At 48.0% G+C, this 6,000-nt stretch carries 5 protein-coding genes; 3 read left to right on the top strand and 2 right to left on the bottom strand.

All coding sequences use genetic code 11. From position 1 onward, the window contains the following. Positions 1-571: 571 nt before the first annotated feature. Positions 572-1,909, top strand: a complete 1,338-nt coding sequence (astB, locus tag IEX02_RS16995; RefSeq protein ID WP_188697924.1) for an N-succinylarginine dihydrolase — start codon at positions 572-574, stop codon at positions 1,907-1,909. 54 nt (positions 1,910-1,963) lie between these two features. On the opposite strand, the gene IEX02_RS17000 is transcribed toward astB, so the two are convergent. Further along, a complete protein-coding gene (locus IEX02_RS17000; protein ID WP_188697927.1) occupies positions 1,964-2,458 on the bottom strand; it encodes a VOC family protein in 495 nt (164 codons plus the stop codon). Positions 2,459-2,489: 31 nt separating this feature from the next. On the opposite strand from IEX02_RS17000, the gene IEX02_RS17005 reads away from it, so the two are divergent. Then, positions 2,490-2,663, top strand: a complete 174-nt coding sequence (locus IEX02_RS17005; protein ID WP_188697930.1) for a hypothetical protein — start codon at positions 2,490-2,492, stop codon at positions 2,661-2,663. Positions 2,664-3,393: 730 nt separating this feature from the next. Here the strand turns inward: IEX02_RS17005 and IEX02_RS17010 are convergent. After that, positions 3,394-4,851: a glyceraldehyde-3-phosphate dehydrogenase gene (locus tag IEX02_RS17010; RefSeq protein ID WP_188697936.1), complete on the bottom strand. Its 1,458-nt coding sequence runs from the start codon at positions 4,849-4,851 to the stop codon at positions 3,394-3,396. A 213-nt stretch (positions 4,852-5,064) separates the two neighbouring features. On the opposite strand from IEX02_RS17010, the gene IEX02_RS17015 reads away from it, so the two are divergent. Next, entirely contained in the window at positions 5,065-5,859 is a 795-nt protein-coding gene (locus tag IEX02_RS17015; protein ID WP_188697938.1) for a DUF2989 domain-containing protein, read from the top strand. Positions 5,860-6,000 lie beyond the last annotated feature (141 nt).

The raw sequence follows: 6,000 nt of genomic DNA on the forward strand, positions 1-6,000 counted from the left end.
TTTGCTCTTAATTCTTCATGCTCGCTTCCTTCACTAAGGAAGCATCAGATACGCCTGTTTGTTGCTTGGCGATAAGTATTTTTTTAGATATATCCACAATAAGAGAGGAAAACAAGGTTTACTTCCGTTCATCTTCCTTTATATACCACCAGCTTACATTTGCCTTACCAGTGATTAGCATCTTAGCGTTTTTCTATTCCGGGGCGATTCTCGTTAACCCTGGCCCATAACGCAAGTGTTCAATTTCCATAAAGGTATTCAAGTTTAGGCGAACTGCTCAAATATCCAGCAAAAGAGAAATTTTCTAGAATTTTTTTCAAATGCAGAGTTATTCGCCTTAAAACTGCTAAGCTATTGAATAAATTAAAAATGCTTTGGTAGTTATGCGCTCAGACAGCGGCTTTATTCATCCTGACGCTTTTGACCGCCATGGTATGCATCTCAACCCTATTATGCAAATTTGGCAGGGGGATAATAAAACCTTATAGTGGCGCCGTCTCTTGCCCGCTGCCACGCTCATATGTCATGCCGGCGCAGGAATGCAACCCCTTAGCGAGGAATCGGAAAGACAATGAAACAGTTTGAAGTGAATTTTGACGGACTGGTGGGTCCTACTCATAATTACGCCGGCCTGTCCTTTGGTAACGTGGCTTCCCTGAGTAATGCCAAATCAAACAGCAGCCCCAAACAAGCCGCGAAACAGGGCTTGATGAAAATGAAAGCGCTGGCTGATATGGGTATGCAACAAGGCGTGCTGGCACCACAAGAACGCCCGGACATGCTGACATTGCGCAGGCTGGGCTTTACCGGCACCGACGCCCAGGTTCTGGAGAAAGCCGCTAAGCAAGCTCCGGCTATTTTTCTGGCCTGCTGTTCCGCCTCCAGCATGTGGACCGCCAACGCCGCTACTGTTTCCCCGAGCGCCGATACCGCAGATGGCCGTGTGCACTTCACCCCCGCTAACCTGACTAACAAGTTTCATCGTTCGCTGGAGCCAGACGTCACGGGCCGCATTCTAAAGGCAACCTTTGCCGATGAGCGTTATTTCCAGCATCACGCCCATTTACCGGACAATGAGCACTTTGGCGACGAAGGCGCAGCAAATCACACACGCCTGTGCCGGGATTACGGTTATGCCGGTGTAGAGATGTTTGTCTACGGCCGGTATGCCTTTGACGGCAGTAAACCTGCCCCCACCCGTTATCCTGCTCGTCAAACGCTGGAAGCCTGTCAGGCCATCGCCCGCTTACATGGTCTGAGCGATGAAGGTGTGGTGTATGTTCAACAGAACCCGGATGTCATTGACCAGGGCGTATTCCACAACGACGTGATTGCCGTCGGCAACCGTAACGTGCTGTTCTACCATGAGCAGGCGTTTTACAACACCCAAGCAGCCCTGGCTGAGATTCAGCAAAAATACGGTGACGAAAAGCTGCACTTTATCCAGGTAAATACCAGCGAAGTCAGTGTTGAAGACGCGGTTAAAACCTATTTATTTAACACTCAGATTATCAGCCTGCCTGACGGTGATATGGCCATTATCGCTCCCACCGAGTGCCAGGAAAACACTGCGGTTAAGCGTTATCTGGATAAGCTTGTCACGCTAGACACGCCTATTAAACAAGTGCATTACTTTGATGTTAAGCAAAGTATGCGCAATGGCGGTGGCCCGGCCTGTCTGCGCCTGCGCGTGGCCCTGACCGAAAAAGAAGTGGATGCGGTTAATCCCAATACCCTGATGAACGATAGCTTGTTTGCGCGTCTGAACCTATGGGTAGATAAGCATTATCGTGATGAACTCAGCTTTGATGACCTGCGTGATCCGCAACTTCTGAGCGAATCACGCAGCGCCCTGGATGAACTGACACAAATCCTCAAACTAGGGTCTGTATATCCCTTCCAGCGCTAAGCTCATCCTTAAGAAGGCGGGCTGTTATGCCCGCTTTTTGTTATCCCTTGCTAATTAAAACGACTCTCCCCGCACAGCGGCCTCTATCTTGGCTACATCAATTTTTTGCATAGTCATCATGGCATTAAAGGCGCGTTTAGCAGCCTGGCGATCGCTGCTGGTATAGGCTTTGGTCAGCACCACCGGCGTAATCTGCCAGGAAATTCCCCACTTATCCTTACACCAGCCGCAATCACTCTCCTGGCCACCATGACTGACAATGGCCTCCCAGTACCTATCCGTTTCTTGCTGATCTTGGGTGGCAACCTGAAATGAAAAGGACTCATTGTGCTGCATGCCCGGCCCGGCATTAAGACCAAGACAGGGAATGCCCATAACAGTGAACTCTACCGTTAACACATTACCCTGCTTACCCGCAGGATAATCCCCGGGCGCGCGATGCACAGCGTTAACAAAAGAGTCTGGAAAGACTTCAGCATAAAATCGTGCCGCTTCATCGGCATCTTGCTCATACCAGAGGCAAATAGTGTTCTTGGCAATATCGGTCATAGTACTTTCTCCTTATGATTACAGAAAACGAATGCAAACCTCGTTATTGCGTAAACGAACAGGACACCAGCAATTCGACAGGCGCAGCGATGATTTCAACGAAAAACATCCACTGTTAGGCAAATTTCGTCTGGATATGGTCGATAGTCATCCCATTCTGCTAACAGTTGGCTCATCGGCATCGAACAACCGCCCTACTTTCTAGATTTTTCTGGAAGCAGTAGTTCTATAAACAACATAAAGCATCAAAGCACCGCTAATCAGTGTGGCAAATAAGCTGGTGTAAGCACCGGTAGACAGCCCCATATAGATAGCTACGCCAGCACCAGTCATATAGACAATACAAGCGGTTAGAAATTTATATGAAGGGGCTGTGATACATGGGAGCAGTACAACAAGTACTGCTGCGAGTGCAGGAAAAAAGAGCAGTGAAACAGTCTTCACAGGCTGCATATAAGGAGCAAAAACAGGTTTCTGAAATCAGGTACTGAGCAGGACACAGCGTTTCGGCAATCATTATAACGCCCATCCCCAAAAACAAGGCGATAAAGTACCCCGCCAGGGAGACTGGAGCGACTAAAATCCAGCGTAAAAACCTGCTCATAAACTGTCGAAAATCCCTTTACGTTATTAGCCAAAGATACCGATGCACATTTGACATGTAAACGTGAAACAAGGCTTTATGTTCCACGCACTTTCGCTTTCGTTCTTTTAACCACGACCGACACAAAGAGCTCGACGAGACAAGCAAAGACGTCAACAGCTGTATGTTTCGTACCTTGATATAAATTTCCTTTAAGGTGGCAAGAAACCAATTAAACGCCACCCGCTTAGGCTTTCGACCTAAACTATCCGGGCAGATAAAATCGCAGCCATTAAAAAAGGGGAAGACATCACTGCCTTCCCCTTAATACTATGGGTAAGTTTAAAAAGACTTAACCAATCTGCTTACTGGCCGGCAGAGTTGGCACAGGCTGGCCAGCCATATCCTGAACTACGCGCATAACCTGGCAACTGTAGCCAAACTCATTGTCGTACCAAACGTACAAGGTGGCACGGTCACCGGAAGCGATGGTGGCCTGCGAGTCCACAACTGAAGCAAAACGTGAGCCGACCAAATCCGTAGACACCAGCTCGGTTGATGCAGTGAAATCAATCTGGTGCTGCAAGTCTGAGAACAGCGCAGTTTCACGCAAGAACTCGTTAATGTCTTCGCGGTCGGTTTCTTTATTCAGATTCAGGTTCAGAATGGCCAAGGACACGTTAGGCGTGGGCACTCGGATGGCATTGCCCGTCAGTTTACCTTCCAACTTAGGATAGGCCTTGGATACCGCCTTAGCCGCCCCCGTTTCGGTGATGACCATGTTAAGTGGCGCAGCACGACCACGACGCTCAGCTTTATGGAAGTTATCAATCAGGTTCTGGTCATTGGTGTAGGAGTGCACGGTTTCTACGTGACCATTTTTAATGCCATAGTGCTCATCCAGCGCCTTCAACACTGGGGTGATGGCATTGGTAGTACAGCTGGCTGCCGATACGATGTTATCACCAGCTTCAATATCGCCGTGGTTAACACCGTATACGATATTTTTGATATCCCCTTTACCTGGCGCGGTCAGCAAGACTTTTTTCGCGCCTTTAGATTGCAGGTGCTGTGACAGGCCGTCACGATCACGCCACATACCGGTATTGTCGATGACAATGGCATTATCGATACCGTACTGGGTGTAATCCACCTCGGCCGGACTGTTAGCATAGATCACCTGAATATAAGCACCATTGGCTTTAAGGGCACTACGCTCTTTATCTACCGTAATACTGCCATTGAAGGGGCCATGCACGGAATCTCGGCGCAGCAAGCTGGCACGCTTTTCCAGGTCACCGTCTTTACCACCACGCACCACAATGGCGCGCAGACGCAGTTTGTTATTCTTGCCATGACGTTCAATCAGCAAGCGCGCTAGCAAACGACCGATACGTCCAAAACCATACAACACCACATCCTGAGGTGCCTGGTTGTCATCACGATCAACAATCTCGGCCAACTCTTCACGCAGGTAGGCCTGTAAATCACTGCCCTTACCTTCGCCGTAATGATAGTTATAAGCCAATTTACCCAGGTCAATTCTCGCCGGGGCCAGCTTCATTTCGCTGATGGCTTCCAGTAAAGGCCAGCTTTCGCGCAGACGCAGCTTTTCACCCGTGTGTAAACGCACGGTACGGTGGGCCTTGATAATATCAATGCTGTTGGCACCCAATAGCGGGCGACCGTACAACGTCACCTCAATGGCTTTGTCACGATGTAATTTGCCCAGCAAGGGTTGCATTTTTTCGGCATACTCTTGTCTTTCCTGCCAGCTATTGAGTAACTCTTGTTCATGTTGATGATTCATGCACTCGACCTTTACGACTAAATTGAATGTTGTAGGGTTGTGTTTGACAAGAGGCTTCTAAAATTGGCCTGCTCCTTGGCTTTGTCAAAAACGGCCGCTATTTTAAAGAAACAAGGGGCAGTCGCCAAATTGTGCTAAAGTTTCAGCTTTAGGCAAAATAGCTGATTTATAGGGAAATTATCAGTAAACTTCTTTCATTTTCCGGGAGTTATTATGGGCAGAATTTCGCCCCTGCTGTTGCTGCTATTGTTGTCCGGCTGCGACTCTTTCAACCAGATTAATGTCAAGGATATCTGCGAGCAGAATCCACAAATGTGCAGCGACCTAAACCCGGACGGTTGGTGTCGGGCCGAGAAGGCTAACATCATCAAACACCGTTTTGAGCAAAGCCATAGCCCTTCGGATAAGCTTAACTACGATTTACTGCTGGACTTTGAGCAGTATAAAAAGTGTATCGCCAAAGCCTCGCAGATTGAACATATCAAGCTCAAAGAGAAGAAAACGGAACGGGTTAAGGGACTGCTGACCGCAGAGCGGGAGCTGAAACGTCTGGCTGCCGAAACCCGAGACTCCATGTCGCCACACCTGCTCTACTACCACTGGTCGCGCTTTCACAACGACAAAGCGCTTAAACACTTCTTGGAGTATGAGAAAACCAATCGCTTACAGTACCCGGAAATGCAGGTAGCGTTGGCAACTTACTACATCAAGTTTGATCGGCCGAAAACCATCCAACTGCTTTATCATGCCTTGGAGCTGTATAAGAAAAACGATGAGGTTGACCCGGAAATTTTCCGCAGCCTGACCAGTTTATTTATGAAAGAAGAGCAATATGACTGGGCCTACTTGTGGGGATTTGCTGGTCTGGAGTTTGGTGTCGATGATTTGGATTTAACCAGTTTAGAAGCCCTACTTATTCAGCAGTCTCGACAGTTGAAACCTATCCAGCAACAAGCTGAATCTTATGTCGAGATGATTGAAAACGGACAATTTATGGCACCACAATAACCGCCAACTAGTGCCTATTTCTGAAAGTGACTTTCAGAAAAATATTTATAAAAAAGCCAGCTTAATGCTTAATGCCAGTCAGTTAAGCTGACTGGCATTTTTCTTTGTGGGGTATTTATTGGGTTTTCTCCTGACCACCCG

The sequence above is a fragment of the Bowmanella pacifica genome, from assembly GCF_014645355.1.
Taxonomy (GTDB): domain Bacteria; phylum Pseudomonadota; class Gammaproteobacteria; order Enterobacterales; family Alteromonadaceae; genus Bowmanella; species Bowmanella pacifica.